The sequence below is a fragment of the Citricoccus sp. NPDC055426 genome (genome assembly GCF_040677445.1).
GTDB lineage: Bacteria > Actinomycetota > Actinomycetes > Actinomycetales > Micrococcaceae > Citricoccus.
The window spans coordinates 223,347-241,762 of the sequence record NZ_JBFARZ010000005.1; the positions used below are offsets into that span (position 1 = coordinate 223,347).

Below are 18,416 nucleotides of genomic sequence, written 5' to 3' on the forward strand. Positions count from 1 at the left end.
GTCTCCCGGCCGGCGGATCGTGCTGGTGGGGCCCATGGGTTCCGGCAAGTCGACCCTCGGTTCCGTCCTGGCCCGCCGGCTGGGCCTGCAACGGCTCGACGCCGACGACCTCTTCGTGGCGGAGAACGGACCGATCGCCGCCTATTTCTCCACCCGGGGCGAACCGGCCTTCCGCCAGGCCGAGGAGGACGTGATCGCGGAGGTGCTGTCCCGCGCCGAGCCCTGCGTGCTGTCCCTGGGCGGGGGAGCGGTGCTCAGTGCCCTCACCCGTGACCGGCTGGCGCAGGGCTCCCACGTGGTCTACCTGACGGTGGGCGAGGGCGCCGCGCTGGAACGGCTCAAGGGCGGCGCCGGCCGGCCGGTCCTGGCCGGGGACCCCGGCCGCACCTGGCGCCGCATCCTCGCCGAACGACACGGCCTGTACCGTGAGGTGTCGCAGTGGACGGTTGACACCACCGGCCGCTCGACCCATGACCTCGCCGACCAGATCATCCGCCTGGTACGCACGGCGGAGAACCCATCCGAGACCTCATCCGAGAACCACAGGAGTGTCCATCCATGACCGAGCCGAACCCCCCGTCCACCGCAGCCGACACCGAGAACGCCGAGGACGCCACCGTCATCCCGGTCTCCGGGGGATCGGCAGCCGAGGCCACCGGTGGATACGACGTGGTGGTGGGCAAGGGGCTGCTGGGCCGACTGCCGGACATGCTGGGCCCCTCGGTCCGCCGCGTCCTGGTGATCCACCCGCGCGCCCTGCGCGCCACCGGTGACGTGGTCAAGTCGGACCTGGAGACCGCCGGATACCAAGCCCTCACGGCCGAGATCCCGGACGCCGAGGAGGGCAAGCACATCCAGGTGGCCGCCTTCTGCTGGCAGGTCCTGGGGCAGAACGACTTCACCCGCTCGGACGCCGTGGTGTCCGTGGGCGGAGGCTCGGTCTCCGATGTGTCCGGCTTCGTGGCCGCCACCTGGTTGCGCGGCGTCCGGGTGGTGCACATCCCCACGACCCTGCTGGGCATGGTGGACGCCGCGGTCGGCGGCAAGACCGGCATCAACACCGCCGAGGGCAAGAACCTCGTGGGCTCCTTCCACCCACCGGCCGGCGTCCTCGCCGACCTGGACACGCTGCTGACCCTGCCGCCGAACGAGCTGGTCTCCGGACTGGCCGAGGTCGTCAAATGCGGCTTCATCGCGGACCCGGAGATCCTGAAGATCATCGAGTCCTCACCGGAGCAGGCACAGAACCCCCACTCGCGCCAGCTGCGGGAACTCATCGAGCGCTCCATCGCCGTGAAGGCGCAGGTGGTCTCGGACGACCTGCGGGAATCCGGGCTGCGGGAGATGCTGAACTACGGCCACACCATGGGCCACGCCATCGAGCTGGCCGAGCGCTACCAGTGGCGCCACGGCGCGGCCGTGTCCGTCGGCCTGGTCTTCGCCGCCGAACTGGCACGGTCCGTGGGCCGGCTGGATGACGCCACGGCCGACCGCCACCGCTCCATCCTCGACTCCCTGGGGCTGCCGACCCAGTACGCGTCAGGCCGCTGGGAGGCCCTGCTGGACGGGATCCGCCGGGACAAGAAGAACCGCGGCGACCAGCTGCGGTTCGTCCTGCTGGACGGGCTGGGCAAGCCGACCACCTATGACGTCCCGGACGCCTCCCTGCTCTTCGCGGCCTACCAGGAGATCTCGGAGTAGCGCCATCCCCTAGAATGGTCGACTGGACTGCGCCGCGCGCCGCGTCGACGCCATCGACCGGCCCACCCCACACAGACGGAGATTGACAGTGGCAACGAGCAATGACATCAAGAACGGCACCGTCCTGAAGATGGACGGCCACCTGTGGAACGTCATCGAGTTCCAGCATGTGAAGCCGGGCAAGGGCGGAGCGTTCGTCCGCACCAAGATGAGGAACATCAACACGGGCAAGCTCGTGGACAAGACCTTCAACGCCGGCGCCAAGATCGAGACCGCCACCGTGGACCGTTCGGACTACGAGTACCTGTACCAGGACGGCGAGGACTTCGTCTTCATGGACCTGGACACCTACGACCAGATCACGGTGCTGGCGGCCGTGGTGGGCGACGCCGCGAACTTCATGCTGGAGAACCAGAAGGTCACCATCGCCATGAACGAGGGCACGCCGCTGTACATGGACATGCCGCCGTCCGTGGTCCTGGAGATCACCTACACGGAGCCGGGCCTGCAGGGGGACCGCTCCTCCGCGGGCACCAAGCCGGCCACCGTGGAGACCGGCTACGAGATCCAGGTCCCGCTGTTCGTGGACCAGGGCACCAAGGTCAAGGTGGACACCCGCACGGGTGACTACCTCGGCCGCGTGAACGACTGATCGACAGGCTGGATCAGTGAGTGCACGAGGCAAGGCACGGCGGCGCGCCCTGGACATCCTCTTCGAGGCCGAGCAGCGCGGGACCGCCCCGGAGGCGGGGGTCACCTCCCGCCGCACGTCCACGGAACAGGTGATCAACCCGTACACCGTGGAGATCACCCAGGGCGTGGTGGCCGAACAGGAACGGATCGACGAGATCCTGTCCTCCTACGCACAGGGCTGGACCCTGGACCGCATGCCCGCGGTGGACCGCGCCATCCTGCGGATCGGCGCCTGGGAGCTGTTGTTCAACGACGACGTCCCGGACGGCGTGGCGGTGGCTGAGGCCGTCGCCATGGCCAAGGAGCTGTCCACGGACGACTCCCCGGACTACGTCAACGGGCTGCTGGGCCGCCTCCAGCAGCTCAAGCCGACCCTGCTGGACTGACACTGGACTGACACCGGACTGACACCGGACTGACTGCAGGAGCCGGCACTGTCCGGCCCTGGTGCTAGTGTGGACGCCGGACCAACACGCCCCAGCAGGGTTGCGTTTCCTTTAAGTTCCGTCCTGTGAGGCGGGGAAGGAGGCATGTGTGCAGGCTGAACGCCGCGCCGTGCGCACCGTCCGTCAGGTCATGACCGCGGCGGACATCGATCGGGCGTTGACCCGGATCGCCCACGAGATCCTGGAGTCCAACAAGGGCGCAGACTCCCTGGTGGTCCTCGGCATCCCGCGCCGCGGCGTCCCGCTGGCCGAACGGCTGGCCGCCAAACTCGCCCGGATCGAACCCGGCTTCGACGCGGCGGCCGCGACCGGTGAGTTGGACGTCACCCTCTACCGCGACGACCTGCGGCGCTCCACCTCCCGCACCCCGGCGCCGACCCGGCTGCCGGCCGCCGGCATCGACGGGGCCACCGTGGTGCTGGTGGACGACGTGCTCTTCTCCGGACGCACCATCCGCGCCGGACTGGACGCCCTGAACGACTTCGGCCGCCCGGCGGCCGTGCGCCTGGCCGTCCTGGTGGACCGCGGCCACCGGGAACTGCCGATCCGGGCCGACTTCGTCGGCAAGAACCTGCCCACCTCCACCGCCGAGCGCGTCCAGGTGCGGCTCGTCGAGGTGGACGGGGCGGAGATCGCCGAGGACGCCGTGTCCATCCTCGACATCACCCCGGTGGCCGGGGAGGCCGCCCGGTGAAGCACCTGCTCTCCACCCAGGACCTCTCCCACGCCGACGCGCTGCGGATCCTGGACACCACGGAGGAGATGGCCGCCGTCTCCGGCCGTGAGGTCAAGAAGCTTCCCGCCCTGCGCGGACGCACCGTCGTCAACCTCTTCCTCGAGGACTCCACCCGCACCCGCATCTCCTTCGAGGCGGCGGCCAAGCGTCTCAGCGCGGACGTCATCAACTTCTCCGGCAAGGGCACCTCGGTGTCCAAGGGCGAGTCGCTGAAGGACACCGTCCAGACGCTCGAGGCGATCGGCGCCGACGCGATCGTGATGCGTCATTGGGGGTCCGGGGCCGCCGCCCAGCTCGCGGACTCCGGATGGATCCGGTCCGCCGTGGTCAACGCCGGCGACGGCACCCACGAACATCCCACCCAGGCGCTGCTGGACGCCTTCACCCTGCGCCGGCACCTGGCGCGGCGGGGCGGCCTCGCCCCGCACGGCACCGACCTGACCGGGATGAAGGTCGTGATCGTCGGGGACATCCTGCACTCCCGGGTGGCCCGGTCCAACCTGTGGCTGCTGACCACCCTGGGGGCCGAGGTCACCCTCGCCGCGCCCCCCACCCTCATCCCGCTCGGGGCCGGGGACTGGCCCTGCGCCGTGACGTACTCCCTCGACGAGGCCCTGGCCACCGCCCCGGACGCCGTGATGATGCTGCGGGTGCAGTCCGAGCGGATGCACGACGCGTTCTTCCCCTCCGCCGCCGAGTACACCCGGTCCTGGGGGCTGACGGACGAGCGGTTGGCCGTGATCGAGGCCTCGGGCGTCCCGGACGCCGTGATCATGCACCCCGGTCCCATGAACCGCGGCCTGGAGATCTCCGCCGCCGGCGCCGACTCCGCCCGCAACACCGCCCTGGAACAGGTCGCCCACGGCGTCTCCGTGCGCATGGCCGTCCTCTACCTGCTGCTGAACCAGAAGGAGCCCGCATGAGCCCCGCATCCCCCTCCCCGGACCGGTACCTGATCACCGGCGGCACGCTGCCGGACGGCACCACCGCGGATGTCCTCGTCGAGGGCGGGCTGCTGGCCGCCGTCGGGCCGGATCTGACGACGCCGGCCGGCACCGAGGTGCTCGACGCGCGTGGCCGTGTGGTCCTGCCGGGCCTGGTGGACCTGCACGCCCACCTGCGCCAGCCGGGCCGTGAGGACGCGGAGACCGTGCAGACGGGGACCCGCGCCGCGGCGCTCGGCGGTTTCACCTCGGTCCACGCCATGGCGAACTCGACGCCGGTCGCGGACTCGGCGGGCGTGGTCGAGCAGGTCTGGCAGCTGGGCCGCGAGGCCGGCTGGTGCGACGTGCACCCGATCGGGGCCGTGACGGTGGGCCTGGGCGGGGAACGCCTGGCCGAGCTGGGCGCGATGGCCGAGTCCAGGGCCAGGGTCCGGGTGTTCTCCGATGACGGGATGTGCGTGGCCGACCCGGTGATGATGCGCCGTGCCCTGGAGTACGTCAAGGCCTTCGACGGCGTGATCGCCCAGCACGCGCAGGAGCCGAGGCTCACCGACGGCGCCCAGATGAACGAGGGGGCGCTGTCCTCCATGCTCGGGCTCGCCGGCTGGCCGGCCGTGGCGGAGGAGGCCATCATCGCCCGGGACGTGCTGCTCGCCCAGCACGTGGGCTCCCGGCTGCATGTCTGCCACGTCTCCACCGCCGGCTCGGTTGAGATCATCCGCTGGGCCAAGGAGCGCGGGATCGACGTCACCGCCGAGGCCACGCCGCACCACCTGCTGCTGACCGAGGAACTCGTCCGCACCTACAACCCCGTCTACAAGGTCAACCCGCCGCTGCGCCGCGAGGCCGACGTCATGGCGCTGCGCGAGGGGCTGGCGGACGGCACCATCGACACGATCGGCACGGACCACGCCCCGCATACCGCGGAGACCAAGGAATGCGAGTGGACCGTGGCCGCCATGGGCATGACCGGCCTGGAGACCGCCCTGCCCGTGGCGCAACTGGCCCTGGTGGACACCGGCCTGATGGACTGGGCGGGAATCTCCCGGATCCTGAGCTCGACGCCGGCCCGGATCGCCCGCGTGGCCGACCAGGGCCGGATCTCCGCCGACGGCGTCTTCGAGATCGGCGCGCCGGCCAACCTCACGGTCTACGACCCTGACGTCACCCGGACCGTGGACCCGGAGACCCACGCCACGAAGTCCCGCAACAGCCCCTACCGGGGCATGGAGCTGCCCGGACAGGTCACCGACGTCTTCAACCACGGCCACCCGGTGGTGCGTGAGCGCGCCCTGGCCACGCCCCGCACTTCGTACCAGCAGGACCAGCAGAACAACCAGACAGGAAGCCCCCAGCAGTGAACGACGATTTCAGCGCCGAATACACCCTCATCGGGATCCTGACCGGCATCGGGCTGGTGGTCTTCGCGGTCCTGATGTGGTGGGGATGGCGTCACCGCAAGAGGCGCCAGCAGGACGTGGCGGCCCCCGCCGCCGTGCCGGCAGCAGTCCTGGCGGCCGAGCCGCTGGCCGGCGCCGAGGGCATGTACGTGTCCACCGTTCGCGGCCAGGACTACCTGGACCGGATCGCGGTCCACGGCCTGGGGCTGCGCACCAATGCCCGGCTGGAGGTCCACGGCTCCGGGGTGGCCCTGCTCCGCGAGGGCAGCCCGAACCTGTTCCTCCCCCGGGCGGACCTGCGTGAGGTGGGCCTGGGATCCGGCATGAGCGGCAAGTTCGTGGAGAAGGACGGCCTGGTGCTGGTGACCTGGATGCTGGGTGGCCAACAGGTCACCACCGGCTTCCGGACCCGCACCTCACCGGACCGCGACCCGCTGCTGGCCGCCCTCCGAGAACTGATCGACCCGACCACCCACCCGCAGATGGAGAACAACTCGTGAGCCTACTGAACCGCACGCCCGCCGTGCTGGTCCTGGCCGATGGCACCGCCCACCACGGCCACGCCTACGGTCAGACCGGCACCACCCTGGGTGAGGCCGTCTTCACCACCGGAATGACCGGCTACCAGGAGACCCTGACGGATCCCTCCTACGCCCGGCAGATCATCGTGCAGACCTTCCCGCACATCGGCAACACCGGCGTGAACTCCGAGGACGCCGAGTCCCGGGCCGTCTTCGCGGCCGGTTACGTGGTGCGTGACGCCGCCCGCCGGACGTCGAACTGGCGCGCCGAGCGCAGCCTGGACGAGGAGCTGGAGGCCCAGGGCGTCGTCGGGATCCAGGGGGTGGACACGCGCGCCATCACCCGGCACCTGCGGTCCGCCGGGTCCATGAAGGCGGGGATCTTCTCCGGCGAGGCGGCGCAGCGGCCCCTCACCGACCTCGTGGCCGAGGTGGCGGCCCAGCCGTCCATGGCCGGCGCCCGCCTGGCCGAGGAGGTCACCACGGATCAGGCCTACGTGGTGGAGCCGGCCGACCACGGCTGGACGGGGGAGCCCCTGCACACCGTGGTGGCCCTGGACCTCGGCCTGAAGGCCGCCACGCCGCGCCACCTGGCCGCCCGGGGCATCCGCCTCCACGTCCTGCCCGCCACCGCCACGTTCGAGGACATCACGGCGCTGGACCCGGACGGCGTCTTCCTCTCCAACGGTCCCGGCGACCCGGCCACGGCCGACGAGCAGGTGGCCCTGACGCGCCGGGTGCTCGATGCCGGCCTGCCGTTCTTCGGCATCTGCTTCGGCAACCAGGTCTTCGGCCGGGCGCTCGGCTTCCAGACGTACAAGCTGCCCTTCGGCCACCGCGGGCCGAACCAGCCCGTCATGGACAAGGTGACCGGTCGCGTGGAGATCACCTCGCAGAACCACGGCTTCGCCGTGGACGCACCGCTGGGCGAGCCCGTCACGGCCCCCGAGTCGCAGTACGGCCGGGTGGAGGTCTCGCACTGGTCCCTCAACGACCAGGTGGTCGAGGGACTGCGGCTGCTGGACCGCCCGGCCTTCTCCGTGCAGTTCCACCCCGAATCCGCCGCCGGACCCCATGACTCGGTCCCGCTGTTCGACCGGTTCATCGAGCTGATGTCCGGCACCCCGTCCACCACCGCCCACCCCGCCGAAGGAGCCTGAGCCCACGATGCCCAAGCGCACCGATCTGCAGTCCGTCCTGGTCATCGGCTCCGGCCCGATCGTCATCGGCCAGGCCGCCGAGTTCGACTACTCCGGCACCCAGGCCATCCGGGTCCTCAAGGAGGAGGGCCTGCGCGTCGTGCTGGTCAACTCCAACCCGGCCACCATCATGACCGACCCCGAGCTGGCGGACGCCACCTACGTGGAGCCGATCACCCCGGAGGTCATCGAGAAGATCATCGCCGCCGAGCGGCCCGACGCCATCCTGCCGACGCTCGGCGGCCAGACCGCCCTGAACGCCGCCATCGCGCTGGACAAGAACGGCGTCCTGGAAAAGTACGGCGTGGAGCTGATCGGGGCCAACATCGAGGCCATCGAGCTCGGTGAGGACCGCGAGAAGTTCAAGGGCGTCGTGGAGCGCTGCGGCGCCGAATCCGCCAACTCGGTGATCGTCCACTCCCTGGAGGAGGCGTTCGCGGCCGCGGACACCCTCGGCTACCCCATGGTGGTGCGCCCGTCCTTCACCATGGGCGGCCTCGGCTCCGGCCTGGCCTACAACGAGGAGGACCTGCGCCGCATCGCCGGCGCCGGCATCCAGTACAGCCCGACCTCCGAGGTCCTGCTCGAGGAGTCCATCCTCGGCTGGAAGGAGTACGAGCTGGAGATGATGCGGGACCGCAACGACAACGTCGTGGTGGTCTGCTCCATCGAGAACTTCGACCCGGTCGGGGTGCACACCGGCGACGCCATCACCGTGGCCCCGGCCATGACCCTGACGGACCGCGAGTACCAGAAGATGCGGGACATCTCGATCGCCATCATCCGCGAGGTCGGTGTGGACACCGGCGGCTGCAACATCCAGTTCGCCGTGGACCCGGCCACGGGGCGCATCGTCGTGATCGAGATGAACCCCCGCGTGTCCCGCTCCTCCGCGCTGGCGTCCAAGGCCACCGGCTTCGCCATCGCCAAGATCGCCACCAAGGTGGCCCTCGGGTACACCCTGGACGAGATCCCGAACGACATCACGCAGAAGACCCCGGCCTCCTTCGAGCCCGTCATCGACTACGTCGTCGTCAAGGTCCCGCGGTTCGCCTTCGAGAAGTTCCCGGCGGCGGACCCCACCCTCACCACCACCATGAAGTCCGTGGGTGAGGCCATGGCGATCGGCCGCAACTTCACCGAGGCGCTGCAGAAGGCCCTGCGCTCCCTCGAGCAGAGGGGCGCCGAGCTGTCCTTCGAGACCCCGGACGTGGACGAGGTCGCCGCCCTGATCGAGCAGTCCAAGACCCCGACGACGGACCGCCTGTCCCAGGTGCAGCGCGCCCTGCTCGGCGGTGCGAGCCTGGAACAGCTGTTCGAGGCCACCTGGATCGACCCCTGGTTCCTGGACCAGCTGATGCTCATCAACGAGGTCGCCACGGAGGTGTCCGCGGCCGCCGAGCTGGACGCCACCGTGCTGCGGCTGGCCAAGCGCCACGGCTTCTCGGATGAGCAGATCGGCCAGCTGCGGCACATGGACCCGGCGGTGGTCCGCGGGGTGCGCCACGCGCTGGGCGTCCGCCCGGTGTACAAGACCGTGGACACCTGCGCCGCCGAGTTCGAGGCCTACACCCCGTACCGGTACTCCAGCTACGACCTCGAGGACGAGGTGACGGACCACGCCCAGCCCTCGGTCATCATCCTCGGCTCCGGGCCGAACCGGATCGGCCAGGGCATCGAGTTCGACTACTCCTGCGTGCACGCCTCCCTGGCGCTGCGGGCGGTGGGGTACGAGACCGTCATGGTCAACTGCAACCCCGAGACAGTCTCCACGGACTACGACATCTCCGACCGCCTCTACTTCGAGCCGCTGACCCTCGAGGACGTCCTCGAGGTCATCGCGGCGGAGGAGCGCTCCGGCGGCGTGCTCGGCGTCTTCGTCCAGCTCGGCGGCCAGACCCCGCTCAAGCTGGCCCAGCAGCTCGCGGACGCGGGGGTGCCGATCCTGGGCACCTCGCCGGAGAGTATCGATCTTGCCGAGCACCGCGGCGAGTTCGCCCGCGTGCTGGACGAGGCCGGGCTGGTCGCGCCGAAGAACGGCACCGCCGTCTCCTTCGCCGACGCCAAGCGGGTGGCCGACGAGATCGGCTACCCCGTCCTCGTCCGTCCCTCCTACGTCCTCGGCGGCCGCGGCATGGAGATCGTCTACGACGAGGACTCCCTGTCCCGGTACATCGAGAACGCCACCGAGATCACCGCCGACCACCCCGTGCTCGTGGACCGCTTCCTGGAGGACGCCACGGAGATCGACGTGGACGCCCTCTACGACGGCACCGACCTGTACATCGGCGGGATCATGGAACACATCGAGGAGGCCGGCATCCACTCCGGTGACTCGGCGTGCGCCCTGCCCCCGATCAACCTGGGGCCGGACACGCTGGCCCGGGTGCGTGAGGCCACGCTGGGCATCGCGGCCGGCGTGGGCGTGCGCGGCCTGATCAACATCCAGTTCGCGCTGGCCTCGGATGTGCTCTACGTGATCGAGGCCAATCCCCGCGCCTCGCGCACCGTGCCCTTCGTATCCAAGGCCACCGGCGTGCAGCTGGCCAAGGCGGCGGCCCTCATCGGCACCGGGAAGTCCATCGCTGACCTGAAGGCCGAGGGCATGCTGCCCGCCGGCCACGACGGCTCCAGCCTGCCGCTGGACGCCCCCGTGGCCGTGAAGGAGGCCGTGCTGCCGTTCGCCCGCTTCCGCACCCCGGAAGGCCGCGTGGTGGACGCGCTGCTCGGCCCGGAGATGCGCTCCACCGGCGAGGTGATGGGGATCGACAAGTACTTCGACACCGCCTTCGCCAAGAGCCAGGCCGCCGCCAACAACCCGTTGCCGACCTCCGGCACCGTGTTCGTCTCCGTGGCGAACCGGGACAAGCGGGGGATCGTGATGCCCGTCAAGCGGCTGATCGACCTCGGCTTCAGCATCGTCTCGACCGGCGGCACCGCCGAGGTGCTGCGCCGCAACGGGGTGCAGTCCGAGGTGGTCGCCAAGATCGCGGACCGCGCCGACGGCGGCACCGGGGGCACCATCCTCGACCGGCTCGAGGCCGGGGAGATCTCCCTGGTGCTGAACACCCCCTCCGGCGGGGAGTCCCGCGGGGACGGCTACGAGATCCGGGCCGCCGCCACCTCCATCGGGGTGCCGATGATCACCACGCTCGCCGAGTTCGGGGCCGCCATCCAGGCCATCGACGCCATGCGCGAGTACGAGTGGGACGTCACCTCCCTGCAGGAGCACGACGCGCGGCTGACCGCTGCGATCGCGCGGTCCGGTACCGCATCGTGAGCAGCTCCTTCCGGCGGCCCGCCGGGGAGTACGACGCCGGCCGGGTCCCCTTCGGGGTCCGGCTGGCGGCCGCGATGGACACGGCCGGCCCGCTGTGCCTGGGGATCGACCCGCACCCGCAGCTGCTGGCGGACTGGGACCTGCCGGACACGCCCGTGGGCCTGGAACGCTTCTCGCAGACCGCCCTGGAGGCGGCCGTGGACACGAGTGGCACGGGGATCGTGGCGGCCGTCAAGCCGCAGGTGGCCCTGTACGAGCGCCACGGCTCGGCGGGGATGGCGGTGCTGGAGCGGCTGCTGCGGCAGGCCCGCCATGCCGGGGTCCTGACGATCGCGGACGCCAAGCGGGGCGACATCGGCTCCACCATGACCGGGTACGCCGAGGCGTGGCTGGCCGACGACTCGCCCCTGGCCGCCGACGCCGTGACGCTGAGCCCCTACCTCGGCTACGGGTCCCTGGCCCCGGCCGTCCAGCTGGCCGAGGCCACGGGGCGCGGGGTCTTCGTCCTGGCGCTGACCTCCAACCCGGAGGGCGCCGCGGTGCAGCACGCCGGGGGAGTGGACCACTCGGTGGCACGCTCCATCACGGAGGCCGCGGCCCGGGACAACGCCCGGGCCCTCGACGCCCAGGCAGCCCCCACCACCGATGCCGCCACCACCGGAGCGGGGGCCACGGCGGGTGCACGCCCGGCCCTGGGCCCGGTGGGACTCGTGGTCGGCGCCACCGTGGCAGACCAGGCGGCCGGCCTGGGCCTGGACCTGGCCGGGGTGCGCGGCGCGCTGCTGGCCCCGGGGTTCGGTGCGCAGGGTGCCACCGCGGCGTCCATGCGGACCGGCTTCGGTGCCGCCTGGCCCTTGGTGCTGGCCACCTCGAGCCGGGCGATCCTCGCCCGCGGTCCGTCCGCGGCCGGACTGCGCGGGGGCATCCGGGCCGCGACGGACGAGCTGACGGAGTAGTTGGTCACCGTTCGGTAAAGTTTGCGGGCCAGGCGGTGGACTGCAGACCTGAACGGGGTACATCGGGTACTTTACGTCCAAGTCACGGCGACGTTGCCGTGTCCCGCACCCTAGTCCCCGAGGTGAAAAACATGGCACTGAAGGAATTGTCGGCCGCTGAACGGGAGGCGGCGCGGAGTAAGGCGTTGCAGGCACGGACCGCGCGGGCTGAACTCAAGGAGTCGTTCCGTGCGGGGAAGACCGGCCTCGAGCAGGTGTTCACGGCGGCCGACGAGGATGCCGCGATCGGCCGCATGCGCACGGTGGACCTCCTGCAGACGCTGCAGGGGGTGGGGGAGGTGCGTGCGGCCAAGATCATGGAGTCCTGTGGCATATCCCCCAATCGGCGCCTCCGCGGCCTGGGCCGTCGGCAGCGGGAGGCGCTCATCGCCTATATTGGCCGGTAGCCCGGGCCCGGGCTGAACCACCCAGCCAGGAGATCGTGTGACCACTGCCGACGTACCCGCTGTCCCCACAGCCCGCCCCGTCAGCCTCCGGCCCGAACACCAGGCGACGGCGGCCGCGGGCCGCCCGCACATCACCGTGCTCGCCGGACCGACAGCCGTCGGGAAGGGCACCGTCTCCCGGTACATCCGCGAGAACTACCCCCAGGTCTGGCTCTCCGTCTCCGCCACCACGCGCGACCCGCGCCCCGGCGAGGTCGAGGGGGAGCACTACTTCTTCGTGGGACCCGAGCGTTTCGACGAACTGGTGGCGCAGGACCAGATGTTGGAATGGGCGGTGGTGCACGGCGTGAACCGATACGGCACCCGGCGGGACACGGTGCAGCGCGCCCTGGACGAGGGGCAGCACGTGCTGCTGGAGATCGACCTGCAGGGTGCACGCCAGGTCCGCCAGGCCCTTCCCGAGGCCACATTCGTCTTCCTCTCCCCGCCTGACTGGGACGAACTGGTGCATCGGCTGGTCGGCCGCGGCACGGAATCTGCCGCCGAACAGCAGCGACGGCTGGAAACGGCTAGACTGGAACTTGCTGCCGAGCCGGAGTTCGATGCCGTGGTGGTCAATGACACCGTGGAACGCGCCGCGCAGGAGCTGGTCCGCATCATGGGATTGGACCCCCACGAGCGCCGATAGGACCGCCGGCAGCCCGAAGACGACAGTCAACAGAACCAGAACATCTGGACACCGTATGAACAACCGTGGAGATCTTGTGACCGAACAGTACGAAGGCATCGTCAACCCGCCCATCGACACCCTGCTGGAGAAGGTTGACTCCAAGTACGCCCTGGTGCTCTTCGCTGCGAAGCGAGCCCGCCAGATCAACGCCTACTACTCGCAGCTCCACGAGGGCCTGTTCGAGTATGTGGGCCCGCTGGTGGACACCAAGCTCAACGAGAAGCCGCTGTCCATCTCCATGCGGGAGATCGAGGAGGACCTGCTGGAGGCCACCCCGATGACCGAGGAGCAGCTCGCCGCCGAGGCGCAGGGTGACTTCGCCCCGTTCGAGCTGGCCGGCTCCACCGAGACGGACTTCTCCGACGACGCGTTCTCGGCCGAGGGCGTGGGCCTGGAGATCACCGACGCCCCCGAGGCCGAGCCGGCTGAGGGCACCGAGGACCAGCAGGCCTGATCCGTTCTCGACCCGCTGGTTTACGTCTCGGGGGACGGGCCGACTAGGTTGGATCCCATGAGGATCGTTCTCGGAGTCACCGGCGGGATCGCCGCCTACAAATCCGCCCTGCTGCTGCGGCTGATGACGGAGGCGGGGCACCAGGTGGACGTGGTGCCCACCCCGGCCGCCCTCAACTTCGTGGGCCGGGCCACGTGGGAGGCCCTGTCTGGCCGTCCCGTGCGGACGGACACCTTCGAGGCCGTGGAGTCGGTCAACCACGTCCGGCTGGGGCGTGAGGCGGAGCTCGTGGTGGTGGCCCCCGCCACCGCCGACTCCCTGGCCCGCACCGCCGCCGGGCTGGCCCCGGACCTGCTGGGCAATGTGCTGCTCACCGCCACCTGCCCCGTGCTGATGGTCCCGGCCATGCACACCGAGATGTGGTTGCACCCGGCCACCGTGGCCAACGTGCGGACGCTGCGCGAGCGCGGCATGACCGTCCTGGACCCCGATTCCGGCCGACTCACCGGCACGGACACCGGGCCCGGCCGCTTCCCGGAGCCGGAGCGCATCTGGGCCGAGGCGCAGGCACTCGCCCGGCCCCGCACCCAGGCCGGCACCGGCCCGCTGACCGGACGCGCCGTCGTCGTGACCGCCGGAGGCACCCGCGAGGCCCTGGACCCCGTCCGCTATCTCGGCAACCGCTCCTCCGGCAAGCAGGGCGTGGCCGTGGCCGAGGCGGCCCTGGCCGCCGGCGCCACCGTGGTGTTCATCGGCGGTGCCATGTCCGTCGACCCCCCCGCCGGCGCCCAGGTGGTCCGGGTCGAGTCCACCCAGGAACTGCACGAGGCGGTCCTGAGCCGCGCCCCCGGTGCCGATGCGTTGGTGATGGCGGCCGCCGTCGCCGATTTCCGGCCCGCCGAGTACGCCGACGCGAAGATCAAGAAGGCGGAGGACGGCTCCAACCCGGTGATCCGGCTGGAGCGCACCCAGGACATCCTGGCGGAGACCGTGGCGGCCCGGACCGCCGGGGAGCCGATGCCGGGCGTGATCGTGGGCTTCGGCGCCGAGACCGGTGACGGCACCACCTCCGTGCTGGAGTTCGGCGCCGCCAAGCTCGCCCGCAAGGGCTGCGAGATGCTCGTGGTGAACCAGGTGGGGCGGGACAAGGTCTTCGGCCAGGACACCACCGAGGTCACCATGCTGTTCGCGGACGGCCGCGAGCCCGTGGCGGCCGCGGGGGACAAGCGTGACGTGGGGGTGGCGATCGTCACCGAACTGGCGGGACTGCTGGATCAGCGCGCGCGGCTGGATAGGATGGATCGGTGACTGACGCACAGAACGCCGCCCTGCCGGAGCCCGACGACTACGAGTCCTACCGCGGGGTCGGCAGCGGGGCCCTCCGCCTGTTCACCTCCGAGTCCGTGACCAGCGGGCACCCGGACAAGATCTGCGACCAGATCTCGGATGCCATCCTGGACGCGATCCTGGCGCAGGACCCCACCGCCAAGGTCGCCGTGGAGACCCTGACCACCACCGGCCTCGTCCAGGTGGCCGGCGAGGTCAACACCTCCGCCTATGTGGAGATCCCGCGCATCGTCCGGGACACCATCCTTCAGATCGGCTACAACTCCTCGGCCAACGGCTTCGACGGCGCCAACTGCGGCGTGAACATCTCGATCGGCCAGCAGTCCTCCGACATCCACGCCGGGGTGGAGACCTCCCTGGAGTCCCGCGACGGCTCGGTGGACGACGTGGACCGCCAGGGCGCCGGGGACCAGGGCATCATGTTCGGCTACGCCTCGAACGAGACGCCCGCCTACATGCCCGCCCCCATCTTCCTGGCCCACCGGCTCTCCGAGCGGCTCACCACGGTCCGCAACCAGGAGGACAGCCCCATGCCGTACCTGCTGCCGGACGGCAAGACCCAGGTCACGGTCGGCTACGGCGAGGACGGCCAGCCGAAGACCGTGGAGACCGTGGTGGTCTCCACCCAGCACCTGGATGTCCTCACGCTGGACCAGCTGCGCGCGGACGTCATCCAACACGTCATCCGCCCCGTCCTGGCCCACTCCGGCCTGGAGACCGGCGGGGCCACCTTCATCATCAACCCGGGCGGCAAGTTCGTGATCGGCGGTCCGGTGGGCGACGCCGGGCTCACCGGCCGCAAGATCATCGTGGACACCTACGGGGGCATGGCCCGCCACGGCGGCGGCGCCTTCTCCGGCAAGGACCCCTCCAAGGTGGACCGCTCGGCCGCCTACGCCATGCGCTGGGTCGCCAAGAACGTGGTGGCGGCCGGACTGGCCGAGCGTGCCGAGTTCCAGGTGGCCTACGCGATCGGCAAGGCGCGCCCCGTGGGGCTCTACGTGGACACCTTCGGCACCGAGACGGTGAGCCAGGAGGCCATCATCCAGGCCGTCAACCAGGTCTTCGACCTACGCCCGCTGGCCATCATCCGGGACCTGAACCTGCTGCGCCCGATCTACCGCAGGACGGCCGCCCACGGGCACTTCGGCCGCGAGGACCCCGACTTCACCTGGGAGCGGCTGGACCGCGTGGACGCCCTGCGCGCCGCCGTGGGCCGGTAACCGACCGGGTGGTGACCGGGGAGCCCCTCTTCGACCTGCCCGTGCCGCCACCGGTCACGGGGCTGCCGGAGGTCGCCGGCGGGTGGCCGGACGAGCCGGTGGCCCGGGTCCTGCTGGACTCGGGGGTTCCGCACCTGGACCGGGAGTTCGACTACCTCGTCCCGCGGGCCCTCGACGACGGCGCCCGCCCGGGCGTGCGGGTCAAAGTGCGCTTCGGCCACCAGGACGTGACGGGATGGCTCCTGTCCCGCGGTTCCGAGCCCTCCACCGGGGCCAAGCTGCTGCCCCTGCGCTCCGTGGTCTCCCCGGAGACGGTGCTGACGCCGGAGGTCCGCGACCTGGCGCGGGCCGTGGCGGCCCGGTACGCCGGCACCGTGGCCGATGTGCTCCGGGTCGCCGTCCCCCCGCGGGTCGCCAAGGTGGAGAAGGCCCTGAACGCCGAGGCCGAGTCGCCGGAGGCCACCGGCACCAGACCGGGAACCGACGCGGCCGCACCGTCATCCGAGGACTCCCCGCCCCCGGAGGACACCCGATTCGACTGGTCACGGCTGCAAGGCGCCGAGGCGTTCTTCGAGCAGGTGGCCGCCGGTGACGGGCCCCGCGCCGCGCTGACCGTGCCGAGCGCGCACGGTCAGTGGGATGCGGCCGCCCTGCTCGCCGACGCAGCCGCACGGACCGCCGAGGCCGGCCGGGCCGCCGTCGTGGTGGTGCCGGACCAGCGGGACCTGGACCGGTTGTGCCGGGCCCTGGACGCGCGGGTGGGCACCGCGGGCTATGCCCGCCTGACCGCCGACGACGGCCCCACCCCCCGGTACCGCGCGTTCCTGCAGCTGCGCCGCGGCCTGCGCCGGATCGCCGTGGGCACGCGGTCGGCGATCTGGGCCCCCGTGGAGCATCCGGGCCTGGTGGCCGTCTGGAACGATGGCGACTCGCTGCATGCCGAGCAGCGCTCGCCCTACCAGCATGTGCGGGATGTGGCCCTGCTGCGCTCCGAACTGGCCGGAGCCGGACTGCTGCTGGCCTCGACGACGCGCACCCCCGAGGTGCAGCGGATGGTCGAGTCCGGATGGCTGGGTGAGTTCGGGGTGGACCGTGCCACGATCCATGCGGCCACGCCGCGGGTGGTCTCCACCGCCGACTCCTGGGAGACCGAGCGTGACCCCCTGCTGGCCCGGGCCCGGCTGCCTCAGGCGGCGTGGAAGACCGCCCGGGAGGGCCTGGAGGGACGGCACGGGGATCCCGGGCCGGTGCTGGTCCAGGTGGGCCGCAGCGGATTCATCCCGGCGTTGACCTGCCTCGACTGCGGCACACCGGCCCGCTGCCGGCACTGCACCGGCCCGCTGGGCTTCCCCGACCGCACGGCCTCGGCCCGCAACGAGACCGCCTGCCGGTGGTGCGGCCGGCGGGAGCGCGAGTACTCCTGCCCGGAATGCGGGTCGCCGCGGCTGCGCGCCGGTTCGCGGGGCGTGGACCGGACCGCCGAGGAGCTCGGCCGGGCGTTCCCGAACACGCCCGTGCTGTCCTCATCCGGGGACCACATCCTGTCCACCGTGGACGGCACGCCCGCCCTGGTGGTGGCCACCACCGGGGCTGAGCCGGTGGCCGAGGGCGGGTACGCGGCGGCCCTGCTGCTGGACGGCGACTCGCAGTTGCTGCGGGAGGGGCTGCGGACGCCGGGGCAGGTGCTGGCCCACTGGTTCGCCGCCGCGGCCCTGGTGCGGCCCCGAGACGACGGCGGCGTGGTGGTGGTGACGGCCTCCCAGGAGGACGTGGTGGGTGCGCTCGTCCGCATGGATCCGCCCGGCTACGCCTCCCGTCAGCTGGCCGAGCGGCGGGAGCTGCACCTGCCGCCCGCCGTCCGCATGGCCGAGATCTCCGGGCCGCCCGACGCGGTGGTGTCCTTCATCGACCTGGTGGAGCTGCCGGGGGGCGTCCAGGAGCTGCCGTGGATCGGGCCGGTGCCCGTGGAGGAGCCTGGCGGGGCGGTTGCGGACCCGCCACGGCACCGGGCGCTGCTGTTCTTCCCCTATGGCGCAGCCCGGACCGTGGTCGAGGCGTTGCGCGCCGCCCGGTCCGCCGCCAGCGCCCGGCGACTGACCGAGCCCGTGCGGGTCCGGATCGACCCGGTCGACCTGCCGTAGTCGTGGCGGCCGCCCTCGTCGTCGGGTATCCACGGGCGTCGGGTATCCACAGGCCGACGGCGAGGCCTTTACGGCGTCCGGGCCGCCCCGTACTGTAGTACACATGTATTGGGTATCTGCTTAGCTGAAGTATGCTGGAGTATGGCTGATTTGGTGCCGCAGATGCCGGTGGCGGGTGTGGACTATCCTCGCGACTTCG

General features: G+C 71.3%; 17 protein-coding genes. All 17 read left to right on the plus strand.

Annotated features, from left to right (window positions below; translation table 11 throughout):
• Positions 1–25 precede the first annotated feature (25 nt).
• The 17 genes from AB0K08_RS10045 (at position 26) to AB0K08_RS10125 (ending at position 18,217) form a co-directional block, all read left to right on the plus strand.
• Positions 26–562, plus strand: coding sequence for a shikimate kinase (locus AB0K08_RS10045; protein WP_363353991.1), 537 nt, complete (start codon positions 26–28; stop codon positions 560–562).
• Complete coding sequence (aroB, locus tag AB0K08_RS10050; RefSeq protein WP_363353937.1) at positions 559–1,701, plus strand: 3-dehydroquinate synthase; 1,143 nt, start codon at positions 559–561, stop codon at positions 1,699–1,701. The genes AB0K08_RS10045 and aroB overlap by 4 nt, the downstream gene beginning before the upstream one ends.
• Before the next feature lie 88 nt (positions 1,702–1,789).
• Positions 1,790–2,353, plus strand: a complete 564-nt coding sequence (efp, locus tag AB0K08_RS10055) for an elongation factor P (RefSeq protein WP_363353939.1) — start codon at positions 1,790–1,792, stop codon at positions 2,351–2,353.
• Between the two features lie 16 nt (positions 2,354–2,369).
• Entirely contained in the window at positions 2,370–2,780 is a 411-nt protein-coding gene (gene nusB / locus AB0K08_RS10060) for a transcription antitermination factor NusB (protein WP_363353941.1), read from the plus strand.
• 148 nt (positions 2,781–2,928) lie between these two features.
• Positions 2,929–3,534 (plus strand): bifunctional pyr operon transcriptional regulator/uracil phosphoribosyltransferase PyrR, encoded by a 606-nt coding sequence (gene pyrR / locus AB0K08_RS10065; RefSeq protein WP_363353943.1) that lies wholly within the window; start codon positions 2,929–2,931, stop codon positions 3,532–3,534.
• A complete protein-coding gene (locus AB0K08_RS10070; protein ID WP_363353945.1) occupies positions 3,531–4,499 on the plus strand; it encodes an aspartate carbamoyltransferase catalytic subunit in 969 nt (322 codons plus the stop codon). Before pyrR ends, AB0K08_RS10070 begins: the two co-directional genes overlap by 4 nt.
• Complete coding sequence (locus AB0K08_RS10075; protein ID WP_363353947.1) at positions 4,496–5,881, plus strand: dihydroorotase; 1,386 nt, start codon at positions 4,496–4,498, stop codon at positions 5,879–5,881. Before AB0K08_RS10070 ends, AB0K08_RS10075 begins: the two co-directional genes overlap by 4 nt.
• The gene (locus AB0K08_RS10080) at positions 5,878–6,420 is read left to right on the plus strand and encodes a hypothetical protein (protein ID WP_363353949.1); all 543 of its coding nucleotides are present in this window, start codon (positions 5,878–5,880) and stop codon (positions 6,418–6,420) included. The genes AB0K08_RS10075 and AB0K08_RS10080 overlap by 4 nt, the downstream gene beginning before the upstream one ends.
• On the plus strand, positions 6,417–7,601 hold the full coding sequence (gene carA / locus AB0K08_RS10085) for a glutamine-hydrolyzing carbamoyl-phosphate synthase small subunit (protein ID WP_363353951.1): 1,185 nt from the start codon (positions 6,417–6,419) through the stop codon (positions 7,599–7,601). The genes AB0K08_RS10080 and carA overlap by 4 nt, the downstream gene beginning before the upstream one ends.
• A gap of 7 nt (positions 7,602–7,608) precedes the next feature.
• Entirely contained in the window at positions 7,609–10,920 is a 3,312-nt protein-coding gene (gene carB / locus AB0K08_RS10090; RefSeq protein WP_363353953.1) for a carbamoyl-phosphate synthase large subunit, read from the plus strand.
• A complete protein-coding gene (gene pyrF, locus AB0K08_RS10095; protein ID WP_363353955.1) occupies positions 10,917–11,876 on the plus strand; it encodes an orotidine-5'-phosphate decarboxylase in 960 nt (319 codons plus the stop codon). Before carB ends, pyrF begins: the two co-directional genes overlap by 4 nt.
• A 131-nt stretch (positions 11,877–12,007) precedes the next feature.
• Entirely contained in the window at positions 12,008–12,322 is a 315-nt protein-coding gene (gene mihF, locus AB0K08_RS10100; protein ID WP_363353957.1) for an integration host factor, actinobacterial type, read from the plus strand.
• Between the two features lie 130 nt (positions 12,323–12,452).
• A complete protein-coding gene (gene gmk, locus AB0K08_RS10105; protein ID WP_363353993.1) occupies positions 12,453–13,010 on the plus strand; it encodes a guanylate kinase in 558 nt (185 codons plus the stop codon).
• 76 nt (positions 13,011–13,086) lie between these two features.
• Entirely contained in the window at positions 13,087–13,506 is a 420-nt protein-coding gene (gene rpoZ, locus AB0K08_RS10110) for a DNA-directed RNA polymerase subunit omega (RefSeq protein WP_363353959.1), read from the plus strand.
• Positions 13,507–13,563: 57 nt separating this feature from the next.
• Positions 13,564–14,814 (plus strand): bifunctional phosphopantothenoylcysteine decarboxylase/phosphopantothenate--cysteine ligase CoaBC, encoded by a 1,251-nt coding sequence (coaBC, locus tag AB0K08_RS10115; RefSeq protein ID WP_363353961.1) that lies wholly within the window; start codon positions 13,564–13,566, stop codon positions 14,812–14,814.
• Between the two features lie 20 nt (positions 14,815–14,834).
• Positions 14,835–16,076, plus strand: coding sequence for a methionine adenosyltransferase (metK, locus tag AB0K08_RS10120; protein ID WP_363353995.1), 1,242 nt, complete (start codon positions 14,835–14,837; stop codon positions 16,074–16,076).
• A gap of 11 nt (positions 16,077–16,087) precedes the next feature.
• The gene (locus tag AB0K08_RS10125; protein WP_363353963.1) at positions 16,088–18,217 is read left to right on the plus strand and encodes a primosomal protein N'; all 2,130 of its coding nucleotides are present in this window, start codon (positions 16,088–16,090) and stop codon (positions 18,215–18,217) included.
• Positions 18,218–18,416: the final 199 nt, after the last annotated feature.